At 55.8% G+C, this 23,558-nt stretch carries 19 protein-coding genes and 2 pseudogenes; 2 read left to right on the plus strand and 19 right to left on the minus strand.

Translation table 11 applies throughout. The features are described from left to right. Positions 1-10: 10 nt before the first annotated feature. The 10 genes and pseudogenes from fliS to ACJO3M_RS01120 all read right to left on the minus strand — a co-directional run bounded on the left by fliS (position 11) and on the right by ACJO3M_RS01120 (position 10,238). The gene (gene fliS / locus ACJO3M_RS01075; protein WP_406998918.1) at positions 11-409 is read right to left on the minus strand and encodes a flagellar export chaperone FliS; all 399 of its coding nucleotides are present in this window, start codon (positions 407-409) and stop codon (positions 11-13) included. 29 nt (positions 410-438) lie between these two features. Continuing rightward, entirely contained in the window at positions 439-1,842 is a 1,404-nt protein-coding gene (gene fliD / locus ACJO3M_RS01080; RefSeq protein WP_406998920.1) for a flagellar filament capping protein FliD, read from the minus strand. A gap of 197 nt (positions 1,843-2,039) precedes the next feature. Further along, a complete protein-coding gene (locus ACJO3M_RS01085) occupies positions 2,040-2,477 on the minus strand; it encodes a flagellar protein FlaG (protein WP_406998922.1) in 438 nt (145 codons plus the stop codon). 73 nt (positions 2,478-2,550) lie between these two features. After that, entirely contained in the window at positions 2,551-3,375 is an 825-nt protein-coding gene (locus ACJO3M_RS01090; RefSeq protein WP_406998924.1) for a flagellin domain-containing protein, read from the minus strand. A 982-nt stretch (positions 3,376-4,357) separates the two neighbouring features. Continuing rightward, a pseudogene (locus ACJO3M_RS01095) lies at positions 4,358-5,638 on the minus strand (motility associated factor glycosyltransferase family protein); the annotation flags it as partial. A 68-nt stretch (positions 5,639-5,706) separates the two neighbouring features. Beyond that, entirely contained in the window at positions 5,707-6,537 is an 831-nt protein-coding gene (locus ACJO3M_RS01100; RefSeq protein ID WP_406998926.1) for a methyltransferase domain-containing protein, read from the minus strand. After that, positions 6,506-7,465 (minus strand): hypothetical protein, encoded by a 960-nt coding sequence (locus ACJO3M_RS01105; RefSeq protein WP_406998928.1) that lies wholly within the window; start codon positions 7,463-7,465, stop codon positions 6,506-6,508. Before ACJO3M_RS01105 ends, ACJO3M_RS01100 begins: the two co-directional genes overlap by 32 nt. Continuing rightward, positions 7,462-8,451, minus strand: coding sequence for an N-acetylneuraminate synthase family protein (locus tag ACJO3M_RS01110; protein WP_406998930.1), 990 nt, complete (start codon positions 8,449-8,451; stop codon positions 7,462-7,464). Before ACJO3M_RS01110 ends, ACJO3M_RS01105 begins: the two co-directional genes overlap by 4 nt. Before the next feature lies 1 nt (position 8,452). Continuing rightward, on the minus strand, positions 8,453-9,514 hold the full coding sequence (locus tag ACJO3M_RS01115) for a hypothetical protein (RefSeq protein WP_406998932.1): 1,062 nt from the start codon (positions 9,512-9,514) through the stop codon (positions 8,453-8,455). After that, on the minus strand, positions 9,504-10,238 hold the full coding sequence (locus ACJO3M_RS01120; protein ID WP_406998934.1) for a cytidylyltransferase domain-containing protein: 735 nt from the start codon (positions 10,236-10,238) through the stop codon (positions 9,504-9,506). The genes ACJO3M_RS01115 and ACJO3M_RS01120 overlap by 11 nt, the downstream gene beginning before the upstream one ends. A 438-nt stretch (positions 10,239-10,676) precedes the next feature. Here ACJO3M_RS01120 and ACJO3M_RS01125 point away from each other — a divergent pair, with 438 nt between their 5' ends. Next, positions 10,677-11,843: a flagellin gene (locus ACJO3M_RS01125; RefSeq protein WP_406998936.1), complete on the plus strand. Its 1,167-nt coding sequence runs from the start codon at positions 10,677-10,679 to the stop codon at positions 11,841-11,843. Positions 11,844-11,954: 111 nt separating this feature from the next. Then, positions 11,955-13,955, plus strand: coding sequence for a tetratricopeptide repeat protein (locus tag ACJO3M_RS01130; RefSeq protein WP_406998938.1), 2,001 nt, complete (start codon positions 11,955-11,957; stop codon positions 13,953-13,955). A 105-nt stretch (positions 13,956-14,060) separates the two neighbouring features. Here ACJO3M_RS01130 and sbcB read toward each other — a convergent pair whose 3' ends face one another. The 9 genes and pseudogenes from sbcB to ACJO3M_RS01175 all read right to left on the minus strand — a co-directional run bounded on the left by sbcB (position 14,061) and on the right by ACJO3M_RS01175 (position 23,545). After that, on the minus strand, positions 14,061-15,509 hold the full coding sequence (sbcB, locus tag ACJO3M_RS01135; protein ID WP_406998940.1) for an exodeoxyribonuclease I: 1,449 nt from the start codon (positions 15,507-15,509) through the stop codon (positions 14,061-14,063). A 57-nt stretch (positions 15,510-15,566) separates the two neighbouring features. Next, positions 15,567-16,436: a hypothetical protein gene (locus ACJO3M_RS01140; RefSeq protein ID WP_406998941.1), complete on the minus strand. Its 870-nt coding sequence runs from the start codon at positions 16,434-16,436 to the stop codon at positions 15,567-15,569. A gap of 298 nt (positions 16,437-16,734) precedes the next feature. Further along, entirely contained in the window at positions 16,735-17,103 is a 369-nt protein-coding gene (locus tag ACJO3M_RS01145; protein ID WP_406998943.1) for a histone-like nucleoid-structuring protein, MvaT/MvaU family, read from the minus strand. Between the two features lie 145 nt (positions 17,104-17,248). Then, positions 17,249-18,511 carry a Vi polysaccharide biosynthesis UDP-N-acetylglucosamine C-6 dehydrogenase TviB gene (tviB, locus tag ACJO3M_RS01150; RefSeq protein WP_406999088.1) on the minus strand — a complete coding sequence of 421 codons (1,263 nt, stop codon included), beginning with the start codon at positions 18,509-18,511 and terminating at the stop codon, positions 17,249-17,251. 2 nt (positions 18,512-18,513) lie between these two features. Next, positions 18,514-19,017, minus strand: a pseudogene (locus tag ACJO3M_RS01155) (MBL fold metallo-hydrolase RNA specificity domain-containing protein); the annotation flags it as partial. Positions 19,018-19,164: 147 nt separating this feature from the next. Beyond that, positions 19,165-21,102, minus strand: a complete 1,938-nt coding sequence (locus tag ACJO3M_RS01160) for a polysaccharide biosynthesis protein (protein WP_406998945.1) — start codon at positions 21,100-21,102, stop codon at positions 19,165-19,167. Positions 21,103-21,104: 2 nt separating this feature from the next. Continuing rightward, positions 21,105-22,277 (minus strand): DegT/DnrJ/EryC1/StrS family aminotransferase, encoded by a 1,173-nt coding sequence (locus tag ACJO3M_RS01165; RefSeq protein ID WP_406998946.1) that lies wholly within the window; start codon positions 22,275-22,277, stop codon positions 21,105-21,107. Between the two features lie 51 nt (positions 22,278-22,328). After that, positions 22,329-22,952 (minus strand): acetyltransferase, encoded by a 624-nt coding sequence (locus ACJO3M_RS01170; protein WP_406998948.1) that lies wholly within the window; start codon positions 22,950-22,952, stop codon positions 22,329-22,331. After that, entirely contained in the window at positions 22,952-23,545 is a 594-nt protein-coding gene (locus ACJO3M_RS01175; protein WP_406999090.1) for a sugar transferase, read from the minus strand. Before ACJO3M_RS01175 ends, ACJO3M_RS01170 begins: the two co-directional genes overlap by 1 nt. Positions 23,546-23,558 lie beyond the last annotated feature (13 nt).

The raw sequence follows: 23,558 nt of genomic DNA on the forward strand, positions 1-23,558 counted from the left end.
GGGGGCAGATTCAGACTGCCTGCTGCTGGTTGACCACCTCTTCCCGGATGCCGTCCCAGCCGTCCTTGATGGAGCGGAGCAGGCCCGCGACTTCGTCGAGCCTGGCCTGGTCGTTGTGGACATTCGCCTCCCACAACACCCGCTCCATGTAGTCATACAGCGCATCCAGACGTTCAGCAAGATCACCGCCCTGCTCTTTGTCCAGGAAGCTGCGCAGCCCGGCGACAATATCAATCACCTTGACGATCAGCGCGCCTTTGGCCTGATAATCACCTGCCTGCATCCTGGCCTTCGCCATGTTGATCCGCTCCAGGGCGCCGTTGTACAGAAGCTGAATCAGCTTGTGCGGGTCAGCATCGGTAATGCTGGTCTGAGTATTGATTTGCTGGTATTGCTGGAGACCGTTCATTCTATTACCCCTTAACTGTCCTGTTCAGACTAGCCCTGATTGCTCTTGGGAGCCAGAGCCGCCAGTTGTTGGCTGACAAAGTCTCCGGTGCTGTTGAGTTGCGCGATCAGTGAATCCGCTGCGGAGAACTGATTAAACAAACGCTCTTCCAGCGCCTCCAGGCGCATCTCGAGGCGATCACGCTGCTCCTGGATTTTCTCCAGGTCACCGTTCAATCCCTCGGTTCTTGTCGCTAATGCGCCGTCGCTGGCCAGGAAATTACTGACAACGTTGACCGTGCGCTCAGCAATCCCTTCCACACCGTCCTTTTCGGCAAACAGCGCGGTCATAGCCTCCGGGTGGGCATCCAGCTGCTCTTTGAAGCGCGCCTGGTCGAATTCCAGCTTGCCGGTACTCGGATCGGTCTTGATGCCGACATCAGCCAGCATGCGAACCGGAGAATTCTCCAGCCCCGGCGGAATCTCCGTCAGCATCCGGCGTAAGTCGCTCTGGATGTTACGAATGGTCGAATCACCCGTCAGCACGGAACCCTGACCGGAGTCCGGATCAAATCCGGACACCTTGTCGACCATGTCCTGGAAGGCATTGAACTTATCGACGAACGCCTGAACGTTCTCTGTGACAGCATCAGCGTCACGCTCAATCTTGACGGTCGATGCGCCCTCTGACTTGAGATCAAAGGTGACGCCATCAACCACACCTTCCACGGTATTGGTGGGCCGGCTGATGGCAATGCCATTGACTTCGAGCTGAGCATCCCTGGCTGCAACCGTTTCCTCCAGGTTGCTGGTGGTGCCATCGAATACAAACTGGGATAGCCCGCTGGTGTCCGTGTTGTTGCCGTCGTCATCAGTCACCGACACCTTGACGGAATTCTCAATGCCGGACTCTTCAGCAGACAACACCAGACGAAAACCGGAGCCGGTATCCACCACCCCGGCCGACACTCCGGCATTGGCATCGTTAATGGACGCAGCCAGCCCCTCCAGGGTGTTATTGCTGCCATCCACGGTAATGTCTGTGGTGACACCGCCAACATCCAGCGTCAGGGTTCCGGAACCGACCGTCGTGGTATCACGATCCGCAAACGCGCCAGATGCCAGTGATTGCGACTGCGCCAGCTGAGTCACATTCAGGCTGTAGGAGCCACGGTTTGCCGCCAGTGCATCCACCGATACCCCGGCCACACTCTCATTGGAAGAACTGGACGAGAAAGCCTTCATGCCTTCAGGGCTACTCAGCTTCTCCATGGAGGTACGCATCTCTTCCATGGCACTCCGGATAGCGCCGTAGGCCGAAATACGGGTCTCGGTACGCTGTTGCCGCTGATCCAGACGGGCTTCCGTGGGCTTGCGCTCAGCATTAACCAGCTGATCGAGAAGATCGGAGCTAAAAATGCCCGAGCCTGCGCCTAGTGATGTAATTGATGCCATGACCCTGCCTCCTGAAAGGCTAAATTACCTGTATGTTCGTTTAACGGCACCGGGCGGCAAAACTTTGCCATTTCCGACCCCATTTTTTGTAACAGGCTGTAACGAAAAAGACCCTTAACGCAGAGCACCGCCGGCCCTGTTCAGGGGCGGCGGTGCTGAAATGCCATTATTCAGGCCAAGCTTATACCGGCAAGGTTTTACACTTTAACGTTGAATAATGTCAGCGGTTCATCCTGCTGCAAGTTTTCTGCCAACCTCAATGCTACTTCATCAGGGATCTGGCGAATAACCTCATGGGTCTGCTGATCAACCACGCGGACGATGGTCTGACCAAGCTCGTTATTCACTTCAAACTGGAGATCCCGCTGAACCGTCTGAACATAATCGTTCAGCTGCGACACCGCTTCATCCAGTTCTTCCCGCTGGGCCTCGCTACGCCTTTCCAGCCGTTCAGCTTTGGAAGGTTCACGGGCATCGGGAGATTGGGTAAGCGCTGGCCGGCCAGCAGATGAAACAGCAGACTGAGCGGAGGCATTACTGCCTTCGACCTGAGGTGACGCAGACGCCCGAGCCGGAGCTTGCTCACTGGAGCGGACCAGCTTCAGATCCGGGCTGTTAAGGTTCACGTCATTCATAGCTCACCCCGCTATCCTCTAACGGCGAGAAGCCACCCCCGGGGAGGGGGTGGCCATTACCGCGTTGCCCCAATTACTGCAGGAGGGACAGAACCTGGTTCGGACGGGCGTTAGCCTGTGCCAGTACAGAGATACCCGCCTGCTGCAGCACGTTGGCCTTGGAGAGTTTCGCGGTTTCCGCCGCAAAATCCGCATCCACGATCCGACTGTTGGAGGCGCTCAGGTTCTCAATGTTGGTCGCCAGGTTGTTGATGGTGCTTTCGAAGCGGTTCTGGACCGCACCCAGGTCGGAACGAAATGAGTTCACGGTGTCCAGGGCAGTGTCCAGCGTTGTCAGTGCAGCCGAGGCGCCACTGGCAGTGCTGATGTCGATCGCGTTCACGGCCAGGCCGGATGCGGACATATCCTGATCGAAGGCGATATCAATGGTCTGACCGGCGTTCGCGCCAACCTGGAAAGACACCCCGCTACCGAGCGTACCATCCAGTACATTCTGTCCGTTGAACTGGGTGTCGCTGGAGATACGGGTGATCTCGTCCAGACGCTGGGAAACTTCCGACTGCAACAGAGCACGGTCTTCGTCGGTGTTGGAACCGTTTGCCGCCTGTACCGCCAGCTCACGAATACGCTGGAGGTTGCCAACGGTTTCGTTCAGGCCGCCTTCAGCGGTCTGCACCATGGAGATACCGTCGTTAGCGTTACGCTGTGCAACGTTCAGGCCGCGAATCTGTGTGTCAAAGCGGGTTGAGATTGCCAGACCAGCTGCGTCGTCCTTGGCGGAGTTGATACGCAGACCGGAAGACAGGCGCTGCAAAGCCTGGTCAGAGATACCCTGAGAGCGGTTCAGCTGATTCTGTGCGCTCAATGAAGCGACGTTAGTGTTGATACCGAGAGCCATATTGCTTCTCCTCAAACGATTCATTTTCTTTTGAAAGAGGTCTGGCACCCGCTCAGGTTATTTGGGGTAGCCGCCCTACTGTTATGCTTAACGGCCCCCCACAATCATCCTTTAGGAAAAAAAGCAGATTCTTTGTGAACAAATGTAAAGCCTATGAATCCTCATATTCCAGAAGCTCAGGCTCCGGGAACCGGACCCCGGTCCTGGACCAGGGATTGTCTTCCATGGGTCGGGTATCGAACATAACCCGCTCAAAATGATCCGGTAGCTTTTCCAGCAAATCCAGAACCTGCTCACGCCACGTCCTGATAAACCGATCCCGCTCTTTACCATCGTGACAAGCCAGGCCATGGGAGAGGCCGATATGCACAAGCCGTAGTATCGCCCCCTGTAGCATCTGGTTCATCGCCAGTTGCGCACTGGTAACGCCAACGCTGCCGGGTTTCGGCTTTACCCGCGTAATCAGCGTCTTCAGCTCATTGGCCAGGATCGCCAGGTCCCTGCCCCCGCCCAGCTTGGCCTTCTTGACGATCCTGGCCAGGGAAGCCGCTTCCTGACGGATTTCCGCCAACAGATCGGGCAAGACCCTGTCCATGCTGTCCTTGTCCAGATCCGCCTCAATGGAGTCCAGACGCTCATCCAGGTTGGGCGGCTCTGCCGTGCCCAGTTCCTGAATCCGTTGGGCGAAGGCCTCCTCCGCGAGCCAGGCCGTGCCTTCAATCTCCGCCCCATCGGCACAGTTGAACACCTCGGTCGAAGAGGCAGCGCGTTCCAGCTCCAACAAAAGCTGTTCCACGCTACGCTTGGCACTGTAGTAATCACTGCGGGTGTGTATTTTGCCGCCGCCAACACGGGGGATTTCGAAAGTCTGACGCTTCCGCTTCGCTACCTTTTCGCGGAAGCCACGGGCAAACTCGCTGTCTGCTTTGTCGCCGTGAATGGAGGTGCTGGCGTGGTCCTTATCGACACTTTCAAAACCGTAGTCCGTGCCAAACAGGAAGAGCTTGCGGAAGCCGAGGCTATACCCGATCGACAGGGCGGCGTTGGTACAGGTCGGGTTACAGCTCGGATAGCCATCGCCGGGTAGGCCAAGCAATGCCGGCAGTGCGTTATCAGACTTGAAATAATAACGGGTACGACCAAATAACGCCGGAACGTGGGGGTTAATCTCGTTAACCGCCAGCAGCGGGATATCCGCCAGCGCTTCCCTGCCCTGATCCGCATGAATTTCGTATATGGAATACCCCGGATCCAGCTCCACGTGCAGATCTGGTTTTATACCTGCCATCAAAAGCGGGCGCAGACCAGTGCCGGCACTGACGATCACCACCCGGTCCCGCACGGCTTTCAGGCTGTCGATGCGGTTATCAATGGACGGACCACTGCCGACAACCACTAGCGGATAGTCACTGGCCGGCAGGTTCTTTTTCTTCAGGTAGCGCATGCCGGCGTTGACGTTAAACGCGGTGTTTTTCAGCCGGATAAGATGGTCATCGTAGTTGGACCAGTGAGCGGCAATGGTCGCCACATCCTTGGACACGTCCATCGCCGTCTGCGCCAGCTCAATGTCCGCCAGGTGGTTGTAATAGGTGGTCATAAAGGGGTAGAACGGCACGGCACTCTGGAGATGCCGCGCCAGTATGTCCCGGATACTCTCGCCGCCAGCCCCTAGGCCAATCGCAAAATTAATGGAGTAGCCCCGGCGCTTGAATTTCGCGCAGATGGCCGCCCAGTCGACGGTAAACAGGCTGAGCGCGAATTTCTCCGGCTCGCGCTCGACAATAAAGGCGCTGACAATGTTCGTACGCTCCACCAGGGCCTCAATGTGATAGCCCAGCCCGCAACCGAGAAAGACGATCGAGGGAAAGAAATTATTGCCACGCAGGTAGCCCTGAAAATTCTCGGGCGTGACCGGGCTGGCCTCGAGGATCGTACGCATCTTCCGGAACGCGAACCGGTCCACCGGATAGGAAGAGGGCCACTCGGGCTGGAATGTTTTCAGTGGTTTATCCGGCGGATTGTCCTTCAGGAACTGCAGCGCTTCGTCCTGTGAATATTCCTTCGCCAGCCCCCGGTAACAGGATTGACCATCAATCGTCATGTCCAGGTCTTTGGCCCCAGGCGTCACCACCAGCTCGGCGCGTGTCAGCATCAGGTTCTCAAGAACCTGGTAGATCTTCGGAAGGCTGACCTTGAAGAATTCGAGGTTCTTCTGTTTGCGCCGCAGGTAAACCTGTGCGGCGGTATCCTGGTTGTTGCTCATCGAAACCTCGCCATGTATGGCATTACGTTCATTTCCCGGTTAATCATCCCAGGGCCGGCGGTACGCCCCTAGCCTTTTTCAGCTCTGTCCAGACCGGGGCCGCGTCGGTACAGCCGGGTCATCATCGAGCCCCAGTAAGCGTGATGCACGTCCGGCGGAGAGCCCTGCACCGCTCGCAACCAGTGAAGATCATCATCATCCGACCGATAAACGGATTCCCGGTAAAGATCCACATGATCAATCAGCACAAAACCACGCTCGGCCAGCAACTGGTCAACCAGCGCCGATGTAAAATGCTGAAAATGGCTGGGATAATGATGCTGCACCCAGCGGTCCCGATAGAGATTTGCGACCGTTGACGAAGCATCCGGCGTAGCGGTAATGAAGAAAGCACCATCTTCAGCCACCAGATCGGTCAGCTCTGCAACGACACTCCGGAAATCCAGCAGGTGCTCCAGACCCCCCCTGAGCGTGACCAGCTGCATCGACCTCGGCTCACAAGAGGCCACTGTTTTGCGATAACCCTTCTTCACCAGCTGCTCAACAGCCCCGGGTGACAGGTCGTCGCCGTGTGCGGCACTGGCCGGCACATTTCCGTCGGAAACCAGCGCATCCAGAAAATAGCCGCCAGAGGCGCCATAATCAAATACCGGAGCAGGGAGTGGGTCACCCAGCCGGCCCTCCAGCCAGCGAATCTCCTGCCGGTAAGAAACCGCACGGGCCAGATTTTTGGCTTCAGACTTCTGGTGATTGTTTTCATGGTACTGACTGTAATGCTGATCTATCTCTTCGGGTGTTGGTGCCGGCACCGAACAAATATACAGGCAGTCATTGCAGCGCTGGTATCGCCCGGTCCAGGGCTTAAGATCAGTGCCCCCGCAAAAACGGCATTGCTTCATGGTGTGCTTCCTTCTTGATCAATTGATAGATAAGCACCTCCCAGAAGGACTCATCTATTTCCGCCTCCAGGCCACGACATGCACGCGCCATTTGTGCCCGCTGGCTGCCATTTTCGCAAACGAAGTTGATCGTGCTCTCCAGCTCGGCAGTACTGCTGCCAGCTGACCGCCGGGAACAACCGGACAACTCCAGAAAGCGGTATGCCGGTGTAAAATCGGAACGGCTGCGAATGACCGTCGGGATGCCGAGCAACGCTATTTCAATAGCACTCAACCCACCCTGACAGACAACCAGATCACACTCAGAAAACACGTAATACGGGAACGGATCAGCAGGATGGTCGTATAGTTTGTGCTCGAGAAAGTGTGACAGCGTGGGATGACGGCCGGCATCATTGGCCATCGTCAGGATTTGATGCCCGGCCTGGCTCAAAGCGCGCTCAAGAACCGGGGTAAGGCCTTCAACATCGGCGCCACCCATCGAGATTCCGATCGTCAGCGCGCCACTCTTCCGATCACGCGGGCCAGCTACAGCTTTCGGGCGATTACAGAGAATTGCAGCCAGATCGGTGAGGAAATGACCCGGCACATCCATTCCATTCAGCGCGGGGGCAACCACAAGATCGACCACATCATTGACATCTGACATGTAGGACAAAGATGCTACCGAACCTGCCCGTACCTTCAGGTTCAGCTCCTCACGCAATTCCAGGCCATCAATAAACGCAACATCCGCCCTGACCGGGTCCTGGAGAGCAAACTCCCGTTCCAGCTCCGGATTCGCCCAGCCCTCTCTGTTGACTATTTTCAGTTCCACATCAAAGGAATGCGACAATATGCGTCGCAGAATCAGACAGCGGGACACATGCCCCCAGCCAACACGGTGGCCGATTTCGGCTATGAGCACCACCTTTGGCCGATTGATCATTGAAGATGCTCTTTACAGAGCGGCGTTCGCTTTTCCACGGCTGAATTGAGTGTCTGGCCTACAACGCCCTCAAGCTCTCCAACCGAAAAATCCCGCTCCGGGCGCAAGGGGACAAAATCCTCCACACACAAGACATGCCCGGCAGGAAGATCCCGACTGAAGTAGAGACCACGACGGGCACGGCGGGCAGTGTATTGTTCGGCATCCGTCGGTTCTGTTCGCACCGTTTCCAGCGCCGGCTTCACGCTGCGAACCATCCGGCAGTATTCCGCCAGCCCGGCGGGCGTGACCGAGTGTTTGGCATCAAGCCCACCGTTGTCCGCTGAAAGGGTAAAATGCTTTTCAAACCATTCAACACCCAGCGATGCGGCCAGCATGGCTGCACCATAGCCAACCGAGTGATCCGAATAACCAATCGGAACCTGGTAGCGATTCTGCAACCAGGGAATGGTTCCCAGCATTGACTCATCACAGGTGTGGGGGTAAGCCGCAACGCAGTGCATCAGAACAATATCAGAGGTATGTCTCATCAGGCGCTCAACGGCCTGATCAATTTGTTCCGTCGTGGACATTCCGGTTGAAATAATCACCGTTCGACCGGAACGGCCAACCGCATCCAGCAACTCCATGTAATTGTTATCGCCACTGGCGACTTTGACGAAAGGCGGATCCGTTTCGATCAGTTCATCCAGCGAACGCAGATCAAAGGGGGTTGCTGTCATACACCGATAGCCGGCAAGGCTTGCCGCCCGGTCTGCGGTCTGCCGATACTGCTCATGGGGTATGCGGGAATGACGTCTCAGCCAGCGCACCTCATCGATGTCGTAAGTGCCGTATTCATACTGACCATCCGCATAGATTTCCTCATCACGAATAAGCTGGAACTTCACATAATCTGCCCCCGCCTCAAGCGACGATGCCACGCATCGCCATAGCAAGGGCACGGATCCAAAGTGATTCATGGCGGCTTCGGAAATGATCTTCACGTTATACCTCCAGGAGCTTCAGGAACCGCCGGATACCCGCTTCCTGAGTCTCCCGCAATTGCTGCCAGCGAACGGGGGGCTCAACAGAAACAGGAAATGAGTCCAGGCGTGATTCAATTTTCCCGAGAATTGAATCACGGTCTTCAACAATGTTGAGATCATACTGACTCATCCCCAGGGTTTCGATCAGGCTTTCCGAGCGCTCATCGTATGACAGGTTAAGCGCAGGCCTACCCAGAGACCAAAGGGGCAGACTGGTATGGACCCGAAAAGAAATGGCCTCGCTGACACCATCCAGAATCTGAAAATACTCATAAACATCGCTTGTGTAGAGAATCTCCCTGCCAAAGGACATTGCGTACTCAATATCCCTCTGATCGTTACACAGCACCGTTGCCGGCTTTCCCTGCCTTCGCTCAAGGATCTCGAGACACTGCTCGGAAAGCGCATGTACACGGATCTTCTGTGACAAGGGTACGTTCATCTGCTCTGGATTCCGCACAGCCAGCATCGGGTACCGGGTCTCCGCCGATGGGCTCGCTTCGAACTCCGCCGCTGCCAGTTCCGAGATATACACCGAGGGACAACCTCCCACCTGATGGTCAGGATGCTGTGTCAGGGATTCAATGTGCCTTCTGGTCGCCTCATCCCGGGAGAGAACCACATCGGCCCGCTCAAGCAGCGCCCGCAGGTCCGCATCGCTGATTGCATCGGTGCGACGAACGTAGGACAGATCGGGGCCATAGATACGCCCGTAGGATGAGGAATAAATCAGCATCGGACGGCGCAACGCCTGCAATGCGGTCCGGTCTATCGAAATCTCGCCGTTTTCAAAAAGATTGCCGCCACCAACAATCACACCGTCTGCGGTCTGGTTGATATCGTAAACAATTTGCTTGGTCAGACCGGCCTTGGAGCCAAAACCTGACGCCGGCACAGTGATAAAATTGATGCCACAACCCGACAAACTGGCCACCATCCGCCGGACCGACTGCTGGATCATGAAATTGCCGATATTGAAGCCCGGACCAAACGGACAGATATGGTAGATATTAAGTCGCACCAGAGAGCCTCCTTTTATAGGCATAGTCTACACGCTCCACACTTCCGGGGCGGGTTCTCTGAAAATCTGGGTCGGCCCACAGCGCGCGAAAAAAACCGGCATCTGTCGCATCATCAATGGTTAACCTGACGGAGGGATCAAACCGGGAGAGGCCGAGATCGTTTGCTGTAACCCCGCGGATGGCGCTCGGAAGAAGTTGCTGCGTAACCGGTGTTATATGTTCCAACTGCTCCTGTGTGGCCTGATCCATATTGATGGCGTTGATCATAGCCGCCCGAAACATTTCGAGTGACACCCCGTAAGGAAAGCTACGATCAACAAGATTCGTTATGACTTGCACCTGATCATCCACTCTCGATAACTGCGCCGCAGCGTATTCGATCAGGGGTTGAAGGAGCAGCGGGCTGTCTGCGTTAACACGCCAAAGCCAGCAATGAGGGTTAGTAGCTGCAATAACGCGAAGCCTCTTCAACGGAGCGAAATGATCAGTGATGGCAGTGATACCCTTCAGCCTGGCCCTGTGAACCACAGGCTCGTCAACCGTTCGGGAGGTCGTCGCGATGACCGGCTCAGCAACGCACGGCACTTGTTTAGCAAGCATACCCAGCTGAACCAACAGCTCATCGATGATACATTTTCCGTCCAGCAGCGGCTCAAGAACCTTACCGGGTAGTCGCCGTGAATCAAGCCTCGCAAAGATGACCGGAATAATAACTGCGCTCACATCTGCTTGCCCCCAAATTGCATAGCCGTGCTCACCTCCTGACTCTATTGGTCCGCGCTCAAGTTCAAGACAATACCATGTTACCAATGGGAATTTCATGCAAGTGGAAACTGAAAGCCATCTTTAAATACGATCAGCATAAGTGGCGTTCATATTGAAATGCACCGACCAAAGCTCCCCCCCCTTTCTGCGAGTCGCTCCCCCCTAAAAGAGCGGCAAGTCACTGCCGACAAATGCTGTCACCAATCTGGCAGTTCAGTACCGACATACTCTGCAATTACTAGAAAATGATTATAAATCATAAACCTGCATAGGTATTAAAATATTGGCACAAACTTCGCTTGGACTCTCTCAAATCGGCAACATAACTATTTCTGCCGGCAGAGGCGCAGAGCAACGTGGCCCTCTTACCGGCCTTTCTGCCCAGGGAGACAAAACATGCCTCAGATCATTAACACCAACATTGCGTCGCTGAATGCCCAGCGTAACCTGAACGCGTCACAAACCGACGCCAACACCGCCCTGCAACGGCTTTCTTCTGGTCTGAGAATCAACTCAGCCAAGGACGACGCCGCAGGCCTGGCGATTTCGGAGCGCTTCCAGTCCCAGATCACCGGCCTGAACATGGCTCAGCGTAACGCCAATGACGGCATCTCCCTGTCCCAGACGGCCGAAGGCGCGCTGGATGAAATCACCGCCAACCTTCAGCGCATCCGGGAACTGGCCGTTCAGTCCGCCAACGCGTCCAACAGCAACTCTGACCGCGACGCACTGAACCAGGAAGTGCAGCAACGGGTATCGGAGATCAACCGTATTGCCGGGCAAACCTCCTTTAACGGCCTGCGCGTTCTTGACGGCTCACTGCCAACCCAGACTTTCCAGGTCGGTGCCAACACCGGTGAAACCATCCAGGTCAACGGCCTGGATGCACGGGGAAGCCAGCTGGGATCCGTTATTGGCGACACCTCCGGGCTGTCGAACGCGATGGTCAGTGGCCAGACCGTGGCGGAACTGTTCGAGAATGGCGAAACCGTCGATTTCACTGTGGAACTGCCGCTCCTTGACGGATCAGGCACCACAACCCTGACCATCAACGACGCCAGCTCATTCCAGGACATCCTGGGCCAGGTCAATGCCCAATCCCCACAGACCGGCATTACCGCCAACCTGAACAAGACCAACGATGAGATCATCTTCTCGTCCGAGTTCGGGCAAGCCTTCAATGTGGATGTCACCGTTGCCAGCGGCACCACCTTTAACGTCGCAACGACCGTTCCGGATGACATGGTCACAGTGAACGACACCGACATCTCGACCCAGGCAGGGGCTGACCTGGCAATGATTTCCCTGGATTACGCCATCGACCAGATCAACGGCCTGCGCGCCGAGCTGGGAGCGGTCCAGAACCGATTCGAATCGACGATCGCCAACCTCAGCACCACATCCGAGAACCTGTCCGCGTCCAACAGCCGAATAAGAGACGCGGACTTCGCCAAGGAATCCGCCGAACTGGCCCGTACCCAGGTACTGCAACAGGCCGGCCTCTCGGTTCTGTCCCAGGCCAACGCACGGCCGCAGCAGGTATTGCAGCTGCTGCAGGGGTAACGGGGTAGCAACACGGTTGTCGGATTACGCCTTTGGCTAATCCGACCTACGGCCATCGAGCCCACGATAGATATCGAAACGACTGCCGCGGCAGGTTTTACGAGGTGTCCCATGCACGCACAGCATCACATTCAGGTTTCCGATTCCCGCCAGGCGCAGGTTGCCCGGCTGGTGTTACAGGCAAACCTTGCCTACGGTGAATCCAACAGCGCGGCAGGATCGTTTGTTCAGCGCCTGAAAGCGCGCCAGGAATGCCGGGAATACCTGGCGGAGGCGCTTGACCTGGAGCCGGAGAATGCCGGGGCACTGGGCCTGCTGGGGCGGGTAGAACTGGACGATGGCCAGCTCGAAAAAGCCCACACACTGTTCAATGCCAGCCTGAGCCACCAGCCGGAGCAGGCGCAGCAGTATGCCAACCTCGGCTACTGGGCCATGAAGAGCGAACGCCCGGCCCTGGCGGAGCAGTATTTCCTGGAAGCCCTGGACATTGACCGGCAATCCGCCGCCGCTTTCTGTGGCGTGGCCCATGCCAAACGGCTGCAGGGCCAGTTTGATGTGGCCTACCTGCATTACCGCAAACTGCTGGAAACCGGCGCCCGGTGGGATTCGGTCTACAGTGGCATGCTCACCTGCGCGGAGCACCTGGATGTACAGAAGGCCGACCCCGCCCTGGCGCAGGATGCCATCGCCCTGCTCAGCAAGGACGGCCTGCCCCACCAGGAAATCGGCCGCTTTGTCAGCGCCATCATCCACCAGCAATACGATCTGGATAACCCCCAGGCAGAGATATTCCTGGATGCCGCCAGCGAAGACGAGCTGCTGATCCTGGCCCTGGAAAAAACCCTGATGCCGAACCCCGCCGTGGAAGAGCTGGTCACCCTGCTCCGCCGTGCGATCACCGCCGAGGTGGCGCAAACCGTACAACTGCGGGACGAACTTCAGTCTCTTACCCTGGCCATTGCCCGCTACGTGGACCGCACCGGCTACGCGCTGACCGCCGAAGAGGATGAAGAACGCCTGATCAGCGCCATCAACGACAGCATCAACGCCCAACTGGTTATGGGCGAACCCCAGGACGCCATGACGGCCTCGCTGATGCTCAGCGCCATGTACGGCGCGCTGTTCCACCAGGACTTTGCCGTGCATCTTGGCCAGTGGAACCTGGTGGACTGGCCGCTGGCGCTGCAGCCGGTTCTGGCCGCCAGCTACTACGACCGCGCCTCGGAAGAAGCCATCAAACAGAATTTCGAGGAAAAAGCCGAAGAACTGTGCCTGGCCAAAGCCGACGTGCCCCAGGCCTGGCCGAGCTGGTCCACACTGGCCTACCGCTCCGAAAGCAGCCTGAAAGCACTGATGGCGGAAGACCTGAAACTGCCGGTGGACCATTTGCCCGCCACCATGCGCATCATGGTCTGCGGCGCCCAGTCCGGCCAGCGCGCGATGGAACTGGCCCATTACCTGGATGATGTGGAAGTCATCGCCGTGGACGAATCCCTGGCCAACATCGCCAAGGCCACCCGCATGGCCGACGACATGGGCATCAACAACATCGTCTTCTGGCCCTGGTCCATCGCCCAGCGTTTCGTAGCAGACGGTCACAAAGTCCACTGGCTGGAAGTCGGCCGCCTGCCCTCCACCGCACTGACCGTGGTCTCACTGGCGGCGTTGGTCAGCTCCGCGACAGAGAATGGCGCGGTGGTCCACATGCACACCGCCGTGGAAGAACACACCGAAGGCGATCACCACATCCGCAGCATGATCAGCCACCACAAACTGGCACCCACCCGCACCACCCTGCGCCAACTCCGCCGCATGGTACTGACCAACAAGCAGGATGCCATCTGGCAGTCACTGCTGAAGGAAGACGACTTCTACTCCCTCGGCGGCTGCCGCGACCGCTGGTTCCAGCCGCAGGACGTACACCAGCTCAAGGAACTGATGGGCATGGTCAGCAACGAGGTGGAGTGGAAACTGGTGAAGGCCAGGGACACCGACGGGCACAGCCTTGCCACAGGTCCGGTGCAGCAGCAGATCCAGGCCGAGGCGCTGGGGAGTGAGGTACAGAGTTTGATGGGGCAGGGTTTGAGTGTTTATTTTGTGAGGCGGCGGTGATGATGGTGTCGGATTACGCCTGCGGCTAATCCGACCTACGGGGGAACATGAGAGTAGCCCTGTAGGTCGGATTAGGCGAGGCCGTAATCCGACAACGAAGCCAAATCAAACGTAAGGAATCAACGACTCCCCATACAAATGCAAATCCTCCAGAATCTGCTGCTTCTGCGGCGTTAATCCGGGATCCGCCGCCAGGCGCTGCAGCTCGTGTCCATAAGCCTCCAATGACCGCCACCCCTTCTTGGGCTGCATCAGCCGCTGGCTGCGAAACACTTCCCAGCGCTCCATTTCTTCCCCGATCAGGGTGCTGGGGTAATTCCTGGCGCGGTAGCGGAACAGCATCTCCTGGAGCCGCTCATCTTCAAAGCGAACATCCAGTTCCTCCAGATTCTCCACCGGCTGTTCCAGCACCCAGTTCAGCTTCTCGCGGTCAGTTTTGCTGATAAAGCCGCCGGCGTAGAGCTGTTCGTCCGGGTCGGTCAGGTCGCTGCCTTCGAAATCCCGGTCAAAGGCTTCAGCAATGCGGGCGGGCAGGTCCGGGGCCTGGCGGAGAAGAGCCAGGTTGGCGCGCAACTGCTCGCCATCCAGCGCCAGTTCTTCCAGACGTTCCGGCGAGAGCGTTGACAACATATTGGCCGGCGCCAGCACCGGGCACTTGTTCAGTTGCACCCCTTTGAGCGCAAACCGGCTGACCCCCTCCCCCAGTTCCGCCTGGGAAGTAAATACCCGCTCACGAATCTGGTCAGCGCTGGCGTTGATCAGCTCGCTGGGATCTTCCCGCAGGTCGTAGACAATCACCAGGTTCTTGTTGGTGGGGTGATCCGCCACCGGGGCCACCATGGCACAGCAGCCCCGTGACGCCGGATACTTCGCGGAAATGTGGAACACCGGCTTCATGGAAGCGGTATCCAGCATCGCCCGGGCGGAATGCTTGTCCTTGTTGTTCAACACAAAATCGAACAGTTTGGGCTGCTTTTCCTTGATCAGCTTCGCCACCGCAATGGTCGCTTCCACATCGGACATGGCATCGTGAGCCGCTTCGTGGGCAATGCCGTTAGCAACCGTCAGTTCTTCCAGGCGGAAACTGGGGCTGCCGTCTTCCTTGCGGGGCCAGTTGATGCCCTCCGGGCGTAAGGCGTAGGTCAGCCGCACCATGTCGATGATGTCCCAGCGGGAATTGCCATTCTGCCATTCCCGAGCATAGGGATCGCGCAGGTTGCGGTACAGGGTGTGGCGGGTGACCTCGTCGTCAAAGCGCAGGCTGTTATAGCCGACCACGCAGGTGCCCGGCTGACTGAAGGCTTCATTGATCTGCGCAATAAACTCCGCTTCCGGGAAACCGTCCTGCAGGGCCTTCTGGGGCGTAATACCGGTAATCAGGCAGGCTTCCGGCGAAGGCAGGTAATCGTCCGTCGGCTTGCAGTAAATCACCAGCGGGTCTTCAATGATGTTCAGGTCCGCATCCGTGCGCACACCGGCAAACTGCGATGGCCGGTCATGAACCGGGTCCACACCGAAGGTTTCATAATCGTGCCAGTAGAAAGAACGGATCACCGAAAGGACTCCTGCGTCAGGTTAATAGACCAAGCGCAGTGTAGTGTAATCCGACAATCAAAACATCCCGGTACCGCGATCAATATAATGCGTCTGCTCCCGGGGCACCCCATTCTCAAACACCTGCTGATTCAGCGTCATACTGGTGGGCAGGTTAAGAAACACCCCCTTGGCCGCTTCGATCACATTCCCCCCATCGGGACTTTGCCAGTTCACGCCTTCACGCTGAAACGACAAGAAGAAATCATTGGTAAAGCCAGGAGCCTCCTCACCGCTATCCGTACCAATATCCATGGAGCGCAGGTAGCTTAACGGCGCACACTGCACACCCGCGCTACAGTCGGTGGAATCACCGGCAATACCAAAATGGCTGGCTCGGTATTGGGTGGCATTGGTGTTGGCATCAAACAGGGTCGCGGCGGTGGGGTTGCCATCGGCGTCTTGAATCTGAAGGCCGATGTCGCCGCTGAAGGATTCCATATCCGCCGAAATCGTACCCCTGGCCTGTTTGAAGCCCATGCGGAAACCGGCCAGTTGATCGTCCACCTCCGCCAGCTCGATATACGGCTTCAGACCTTCAAATGGAACCGCCTCGCCAGCGGCGTAGGTTTTACCATTAACCCGCTGAACACCATCTTCACGGGCGATATGACCCAGCGCCACATTCGTGGCCTGGAAATCGGCGCCACCATCAATGCCACCCAGCGTCACGCTGTCCGCGTTGACACGGGTCTCCGCATCAATAGTCAGTGACATGCGGGTAAACTGGTGAGCTCCGTCATCCAGGTTCTCGATTGTCATCAAGCCCTGCCCCTGCACCTCACTCATCTCCTGATCGGAAATGGGCTCAAGCTCCGCCTGGACAACGGGCGCAATACCCAGGCAAACCAGTGCGAGGACAGCGTATCCGTACGCATCCTGTTTCATTGTTGTGTCTCTGATTAGTGTCTATGAGCCTGCTACTGCATTTCCGACGCCCGGCTCACTGCCCGCGGTGTTATTGGAATATTTCCCGCTTTGGACAGACGGCACTTTCTAGTGCTTCGTATTTGTAATGTTATGTATCTTATTGGCCGTGAAAGCACTATAGCCCAGGCGTTCAGGCCAATAGAGTGAGCAGTGTCACATTGGGGGATGACGGAAGGTTAAAGAGGGAGGAGTTTGATGTGGGTCACAGATGGGGTTGCCCCTCTCCCCTGGCGGGAGAGGGGCAGGGAAAACGACTTCAGTCCTGCTGCCAGCTCTGCACAGCTTCCTTACCATGCTTCTCACGCCACTCGTTCAGAGTCTTGTGATTGCCGCCACGGGTCTTGACCACTTCACCGGTGTGCGGGTTCTTGTAAGTCTTCATCGGACGCTTGGGACGGGAACCGCCAGCCGTATCTGCCTTGGCGCCGACAACGGACGGATCAATCGCGCCCAGAATCTGCAGAACGTCTTTCGGGGACTTGTCATAAGACTTCATCAGATCACGAACCTTGTTCTCAAACTCCAGTTCGCGCTTCAGAGCCTGATCCTGCTCCAGCTGAGCAAGTTCAGCGGAGAGCTTTTCCATAAGCTGTTTTTTCTGGTAGTAATCGTTGATCTTGGCCATGAATAAAAACCCTTATGTTTAATGACGAAAAGTCACTGCAAATAATAATTTAAATATCCATTCAAGGCAAAGTTATTTATTTACCAGTCATTAATAAAAAACCAGCCGAATGGCTGGTTTCAAATCACACTGATCCAAACAGGACTTAAAGCCGTAGATCCGCCTCACCCAGTGGAAGCACCCCTTTCAGATCAAACAAAACGCCATTATCTTTCAGGTAAGCACGAAGTTCCGAAGATGAAAGCGATGCATATTCACGGTGGGGCACTGCCAGCAACACCGCATCATAATCGCCGTCATTGGGTTTATCGACCAGTGAAATACCGTATTCATGGCGGGCTTCATCGTTATCTGCCCAGCAATCGGTAATATCCACGTTACAACCGAACTCTCGCAACTCTTTTACCACATCAATCACGCGGGTATTGCGCAAGTCCGGGCAATTTTCCTTGAAAGTGAAACCCATAACCAGAACCCGCGCATGAGCAATCGTATGGCCGGCCTTGATCATGGCTTTAACCAGCTCAGAGGCAGTATAGGGCCCCATATTATCGTTCACACGGCGGCCCGCAAGAATGATTTCCGGGTGGTAGCCAATAGCCTCAGCCTTGTGGGTCAGGTAATACGGATCCACGCCAATGCAGTGGCCGCCTACCAAACCGGGTTTAAAGGGCAGGAAGTTCCATTTGGTTCCCGCCGCGGCCAACACTTCATGGGTATCGATTTTCAGACGGGAGAAAATCATCGACAGCTCATTCATTAACGCGATATTCAAATCACGCTGGGTGTTTTCAATCACCTTGGCGGCTTCCGCTACTTTGATTGAGCTGGCTTTATGAGTGCCTGCGGTAATAATACCGGCATAAAGAGCATCCACTTCATCGGCAATTTCAGGCGTGGAACCGGAAGTAACCTTCATAATAGTGGTTACACGGTGCTCTTTATCGCCAGGGTTAATTCGTTCAGGGCTGTAGCCGGCGTAAAAGTCCTGGTTGAACTTCAAACCGGACACTTTCTCCAGAACCGGAACACAGACTTCTTCTGTCGCCCCCGGGTATACCGTCGATTCATAAATAACAATATCGCCCTGCTTAAGCACCTTACCCACGCTTTCACTGGCTTTAACCAGCGGCGTCAAATCAGGCGACTTATATTCATCAATGGGCGTTGGAACGGTCACAATATAAACCTGACAATCGCGGATTTCATCCACAGAATCGGTGAATGACAAACCACTGGAAGCGGCCAGCTCATCAGAAGACACCTCCCGGGTAAAATCCACGCCGTCTTTCAGTTCTGCAATGCGCTTTGCATTGATATCAAAACCAACCACCTCGCGTTTTTCTCCAAACGCAGCTGCCAGCGGCAAACCGACGTATCCCAGGCCAACAACGGCTATCTTCTTCATCATTAAACGAATCCTATAAAAACAAAATCTTTGGAGCCTATTGGGGGAATCATTATCCCTGTTACGCCCAAACCTTGAAACCTGTTTTTCAGCGCCACCTTCGCGCCCCTGTCGCCATGCACAATCCGAATCTCCGCAGGCGCTTGCGGAGTACCCTCAACAAACCGACCAGATCCGATTGCCCCGCATGGGCCGAATAACCGCCCACCTGATGCACACGAGCGCGAATGTCATAACGTTCCCCATCCAAAGCCACCCAGCCACCACGGGGCCCGTAGGTCAGAATATCCCGCCCTGGCGTGCCCGCAGCCTGATAGCCCACAAACAATACATCGTTGCGCTCATCGCCCAGCATCGCCTTCAGGTAATTCACCACCCTGCCCCCCGGCACACATGCCAGAGCCTGCCAGCACCACACAGGGGCGGTGGGTTTTGGCCAGGTATTCAACGGCCTCCAGGTGATCCTTGTGGTCGTTGATGACCGTTAACTGCTCGAAAGACAAGGGGTGAATTCTGCGGCCAGGGGGAGTCAACGACGATTTCGAGGTTGTTCCAAGTTAGCTGGGTTGTCGGATTACGGCTGCGCCTAATTCGACCTACAGTGTGGGGCGTTCAATTGTAGGTCGGATTAGCGAAGCGTAATCCGACACAAATCAAACAGGCAACCGCCGAACATTCCCTTCAGCCGCCACCTCCTCAACAACGTCAGACCCACTACACCAAACCAAATCCGCCACATCACTATTAGGCGCATACCCGGTCGGCGCAGTGCGAAGAACCTCAACCATGCTCTCGCAATCGAAGCTCTGGCTGGCGCGCATCAGTTTATCCAGCGTCGCCTCCATGTCCTCCCAAGACATGGACACTTCCCGGGCCATCATAATCCGGGGGTTGGCAGTTCCCTGCGGATCGTCCCCGATCAGCAGCTCTTCATACAGTTTCTCACCGGGGCGAAGACCAGAGAACACCACCTCAATATCCCCATCGGGGTTATCCTCGGTTTTCTCATCAAGCCCCATCAGGTGAATCATCTTTCTGGCGAGATCGGCAATCTTGACCGGCTCTCCCATATCCAGAACGAACACCTCACCACCCAGGCCCATACTACCGGCCTGGAGCACCAGCTGGCTGGCTTCGGGGATGGTCATGAAATAGCGGATAATATCCGGGTGCGTGACCGTAACCGGCCCACCATCACGAATCTGATCCCGGAACAACGGCACCACAGAACCGGACGACCCCAGCACGTTTCCGAAACGCACCATGGAAAACACTGTGTCACTCTGCCGCTGTGCCAGCCCCTGCAGCACTAGTTCAGCCAGGCGCTTGCTGGCCCCCATCACATTGGTTGGTCGCACCGCCTTATCCGTGGAAATCAGAACGAATCGCTCAACCCCCGTGGCAATCGCCGCCTCGGCTGCATGCCAGGTGCCGAACACATTATTCTGAACGCCCTCAATCACATTGTGCTCCACCAACGGCACATGCTTATAAGCCGCTGCGTGGTACACCGTCTGGATACCAAACGCCCTCATGACCACTTCACAGCGGCGACGGTGGGTAACACTCCCCAACAGCGGGTGGAGCTCAACATTCAGCCCCTCAACCCGGTTTATGGACTGCAGTTCGCGCTCAATGGCGTAAAGGGAAAACTCGGACTGCTCAAACAGCACCAACAGTCGCGGTTTGTGCCGAAGTATCTGGCGGCACAATTCGGAGCCGATAGAACCACCTGCTCCGGTCACCATCACAGCCTTCTGACAGAGACTGTCCGCCACCAGGGCGGTGTCTGGCCGCACAGGATCACGCCCCAGCAGATCTTCAATTTCCAGATCCCGGATATCATTAATCCGGGCCTGACCGGCCACCAATTCGGACATGGAAGGTACGGTCTGCACAGGTATGGTTAACGGCTCCAACCGTTTGAGCAAATCCTTACGATTTACCTTCGAGTCCGCATCCAGCGCCAGCAAAATTCGGCGCACGCCGTGCTTTTGGGCGTGCTTGGCAATATGCTCAATGCTCACCACCGGCAGGCCGTTAATCATGGCCTTGTGGTTTGCACGCTGGAACGTCACGAACATTACCGGGCGGTATTCTGTGCCCTGGCTCAATGCAGATGCGAGCTGCATGCCGGTTTCACCGGCACCGACAATGGCGACGGCCTCTTTATCACGCTGACGGGGATGATTCACGATCATGCGAACGCCCAACCTTGTACCACTAACAAACAAAAACGCCAGCGCACCGTAAATTACCGGCACAGATCGGGGAATGAAAACCTGGAGCAGATACCCCAGAACAATGAGTGAAAGACTGGAGAGAACAACCCCATAGATGATCGTGAGGAATGCCTTGTCTCCAAGAAAACGAATAACGGCCCTGTAAAGGCCCAAGCGGATAAATACGCCAATGGTGAAAACGACAGTTATGGCCGCAACGACGGCCTGATCCCAATTTGGCACCCACAAATGCTGCTCCAGGCGCAGCGCAAACGCAGCCCAGATGGCAAAAAATAAAACAACCATATCGGACGCGACCGATATGATCCGTTTTTGAAAGCGTGGCAAATTCAGAAACGTTTTGATCATTCTCAATCCTTTAAATGATCACGCTCGTTATCAAGCATCACCTGAGTTAACACTTCACAGGTTTTACTTATCTCAGCGTGCGTGAGCGTAGGATGAACCAGAAACATCAAGCTAGTCTCGCCCAACTCCCGGGCTACGGCCAGACGTTTCTCTGGTCGCCAGCCAGTGCCGTCAAAGGCCGTCTCAAGATACACTTCAGAGCATGAGCCAGAAAAACAAGGCACACCCTGCTCATTAAGTGCCTTCATTACAGCGTCTCGGTTTCCGGTCTCGACGAACAAATAGCACTTGTAAGCGGCATGTTCGATGCTCCCAGGAAGGTCAGGAACCCGCAAACCCGGTAGTTGCCTAGCGGTATCCCAGATCTGCCGAGCATTACTGACTCGTGCGTTGTGCCAGTCGGGCATTCTATTAAGCTGGATTCGACCGATCGCGGCCTGCATTTCCGTCATTCGCCAGTTCGTGCCGAAAGAGTCATGTAGCCATCGGAACCCCGGCGGGTGTTCGCGCTCGTAAACGGCCTCCCAACTCTTGCCATGATCTTTAAATGACCACATTCTGGACCAAAGCGCAGGGTCATTAGTAGTTACCATTCCACCTTCACCCCCGGTGGTCATGATTTTGTCCTGGCAGAAAGACCAACAGCCCACGTCACCGAGCGCCCCAACCGACCGCCCTTTGTACTTCGCCCCGTGGGCCTGCGCACAGTCTTCAATCAGGTACAACCCAAACTCGTCTGCCAGCGCCCGGAAGCCATCCATATCACAGGGCCATCCAGCAAGGTGAACACACACAATCGCCTTGGAACGCGGTGTGAGAACTTCGCGAACGGTCTCAGGTGTGATGTTCTGTGAATCTCGGTCTACCTCAGCAAAAACTGGCGTTGCACCCGCCGTAACAATACTCGACACAGAGGCAAGAAAAGTGCGGGGAGTCACAATCACTTCGTCCCCTTCACTGATCCCCAATCCCTTTAACGCCAAGTCGAGTGCAACAGTTCCATTTGCTACCGCAATGGCGAACGCAGAATCGGCAAACGCTGCGAACTCACGCTCAAATTCCCGACCTTCCTGGCCAGTCCAATAGTTGACCTTGTTGGAGAGGAGGACATCACGCGCGGCACTGGCTTCCTCATCAGTAAAGGAGGGCCAAGGAGAAAACGGTCCATTTAACATTTTTTACTCAGTGGTTCGAGAAATTCAAAAAACATAGATTACAGATATTGATCAGCGAGAAGTAAATACTTTTGCAGGATTACCAGCCACGGTTAACCCGGGTGGCACAGCTTTGGTAACCACAGCTCCCATACCAACCACGGCAGCCTCACCAACCTCAATCAACTGCCTGACTGAGGAACTCGCACCGACCCATGCAAGCTTTCCAAGTGTTACTCCGCCAGCCAAAACCGCGTTCGGGCTGACGTGCGCAAAGTCACCAATCACACAATCATGCTCAATAACCGCACCAGTATTCACAATACAGCCGTCACCAACCACCGCGCAGGCATTCACCACCGCATGCGCAAACACCACGGTGCCGTCTCCGATGGATGCATGGGGACTAACAACCGCAGAAGGATGAACAATCGAAACAAACGACGCTCCTGCAGCCAAAAGCTCCCGCTGCTTTGCCAGACGAATCCGGTTATTTCCAATCGCAACTACCACGCCATCAAACAAGGTGAGGTCATCCAGCAAACCCCTGGTATCACCCGCAACAGCCCAAGGGCCATTCTGCTTAAGACCTGGTCCGGCGTCATCAAAAAATACAACCTCTCGCCAGCCAGCCAGCTCAGCAGCATCCGCCACGACCTTGCCGTGCCCACTGGCTCCAAGAATTGCCAGCCGCATTAATCTTTGCTCCCGGTAAACCGAGACATAGTCGCCTCACCCTGACCACTGATTCCATCCCGAAACAGAACCTTCTTCACTGTCAGAAAAAGAATTTTCAGATCCAACCAAAACGAACGGTTGTCCACATACCAGACATCCAGCCGAAACTTATCTTCCCAGGAAATGGCGTTACGGCCATTCACCTGTGCCCAGCCAGTGATACCCGGCCGTACTTCGTGGCGACGGTACTGCTCTTTGGTGTACAAGGGCAGGTATTCCATCAACAGCGGACGGGGGCCTACCAGACTCATATCGCCCTTTAACACGTTCCACAGCTCTGGGAGTTCATCCAGACTGGTAGATCGGAGAAAGCCACCAAAAGACGTCATTCGCTGATTATCCGGTAGCGCGTTTCCGTACTTGTCAACAGCATCCAGCATGGTTCGAAATTTAACCATCTGAAAAGGCGCTCCACCTTTACCCGGGCGAGTCTGTCGAAAAAATACCGGGGAACCGAGCTTTAATCGAATCAGCAATGCGACGACAAGAATCACCGGTAACAAGAAACCTAACGCAAAAAAAGAAAGAAAAAGGTCAAACATTCGTTTCATAAAAAACAGCTCT

Origin of the sequence: Marinobacter alkalisoli (assembly GCF_045449795.1) — a bacterium.
In the GTDB taxonomy this organism is placed as follows: Bacteria; Pseudomonadota; Gammaproteobacteria; order Pseudomonadales; family Oleiphilaceae; genus Marinobacter.

Coding starts and splice junctions, on each gene's coding strand:
- ACJO3M_RS01140 (WP_406998941.1), bottom strand. CDS start 16,436: ATGAAACAGGATGCGTACGGATACGCTGTCCTCGCACTGGTTTGCCTG.
- tviB (WP_406999088.1), bottom strand. CDS start 18,511: ATGAAGAAGATAGCCGTTGTTGGCCTGGGATACGTCGGTTTGCCGCTG.
- fliD (WP_406998920.1), bottom strand. CDS start 1,842: ATGGCATCAATTACATCACTAGGCGCAGGCTCGGGCATTTTTAGCTCC.
- ACJO3M_RS01100 (WP_406998926.1), bottom strand. CDS start 6,537: ATGAAGCAATGCCGTTTTTGCGGGGGCACTGATCTTAAGCCCTGGACC.
- ACJO3M_RS01085 (WP_406998922.1), bottom strand. CDS start 2,477: ATGAATGACGTGAACCTTAACAGCCCGGATCTGAAGCTGGTCCGCTCC.
- ACJO3M_RS01145 (WP_406998943.1), bottom strand. CDS start 17,103: ATGGCCAAGATCAACGATTACTACCAGAAAAAACAGCTTATGGAAAAG.
- ACJO3M_RS01170 (WP_406998948.1), bottom strand. CDS start 22,952: ATGCGGCTGGCAATTCTTGGAGCCAGTGGGCACGGCAAGGTCGTGGCG.
- ACJO3M_RS01125 (WP_406998936.1), top strand. CDS start 10,677: ATGCCTCAGATCATTAACACCAACATTGCGTCGCTGAATGCCCAGCGT.
- ACJO3M_RS01105 (WP_406998928.1), bottom strand. CDS start 7,465: ATGATCAATCGGCCAAAGGTGGTGCTCATAGCCGAAATCGGCCACCGT.
- ACJO3M_RS01130 (WP_406998938.1), top strand. CDS start 11,955: ATGCACGCACAGCATCACATTCAGGTTTCCGATTCCCGCCAGGCGCAG.
- ACJO3M_RS01090 (WP_406998924.1), bottom strand. CDS start 3,375: ATGGCTCTCGGTATCAACACTAACGTCGCTTCATTGAGCGCACAGAAT.
- fliS (WP_406998918.1), bottom strand. CDS start 409: ATGAACGGTCTCCAGCAATACCAGCAAATCAATACTCAGACCAGCATT.
- ACJO3M_RS01175 (WP_406999090.1), bottom strand. CDS start 23,545: ATGAAACGAATGTTTGACCTTTTTCTTTCTTTTTTTGCGTTAGGTTTC.
- ACJO3M_RS01160 (WP_406998945.1), bottom strand. CDS start 21,102: ATGATCAAAACGTTTCTGAATTTGCCACGCTTTCAAAAACGGATCATA.
- ACJO3M_RS01165 (WP_406998946.1), bottom strand. CDS start 22,277: ATGTTAAATGGACCGTTTTCTCCTTGGCCCTCCTTTACTGATGAGGAA.